The sequence below is a fragment of the Mesorhizobium sp. M5C.F.Ca.IN.020.29.1.1 genome, assembly GCF_003997375.1.
In the GTDB taxonomy this organism is placed as follows: Bacteria; Pseudomonadota; Alphaproteobacteria; order Rhizobiales; family Rhizobiaceae; genus Mesorhizobium; species Mesorhizobium wenxiniae.
Genome location: NZ_RZSW01001087.1, coordinates 1 through 824 on the forward strand (window position 1 = coordinate 1; position 824 = coordinate 824).

1 protein-coding gene is annotated in these 824 nt (G+C 55.9%); it reads right to left on the minus strand.

All coding sequences use genetic code 11. The annotated features are described in order from the left end of the window. On the minus strand, positions 1-513 hold a 513-nt coding region (locus EOA85_RS36380; protein ID WP_206523504.1), incomplete at its 3' end, for a CoA transferase. Positions 514-824: the final 311 nt, after the last annotated feature.

The following is an 824-nucleotide window of genomic DNA, read 5'->3' on the forward strand; positions in this document are numbered from 1 at the left end:
GCCGGACAGGGCTTGGATAATCAAATCCTGCCCCGGCTTGTCGCGGCTGGGACCGGCCGGATCGTAAGCCGCGATCGAGCAATAGATGAGGCTGGGGTGTTCGGCAATAAGTTTGCCGCTGCACAATCCCATCCGCTTTAAAGCTCCCGGCCGGAAATTCTCGAGAATGACATCCGCCTGAGAGATCATCTGGCGGATAATCGCCTGCCCGTCCGGCCGTTTCAGATCAATAGACAGTGAACGCTGGTTGCGATTTAGGCCCAGGAAATAAGGACTGGGGGCGTCGGGAGCGGCCGTCGACTCCTTGATCCCCCTACGCTGATAATCCCCACTCGGAGCCTCTATCTTGATGACCTCCGCCCCAAGCGAACCGAGATACTGCGCCGCGATTGGCCCCGCGGCATAATGCGTGAATGCCAATACGCGAATACCGGTCAGTGGACGCACGTCACTGTCCAGGGCGCGGGCTTTCGCTCCTCTACCAGCCGTCACTTTGGCTTTCCTGGCACCCATACTTTCTCCTGCATTGCCTCGCAACCTGGATGACTCGACGCCCCAAGCGCGCTCTAATTCAGCGCGCAAGCGGTTCCCCGCATAAACATCCAAACCGTTAGGACGGGGTCACTTTGCAAACTCAAGTGCCCTGATAGCCTGAAGTCGCCCTCACGAATGTGAAAGTTCATTGAATTCTCTGTTACGACGCAGTGTCGAAGTACATTATTGGTATTTTGCGCCCATGGCGACCGAACAGCCGCAGGCCGTTCAACGTTAATCCCATTCAACATGTTGCGATCTTTTACGAACTCTTATCACTGTCGCAACAT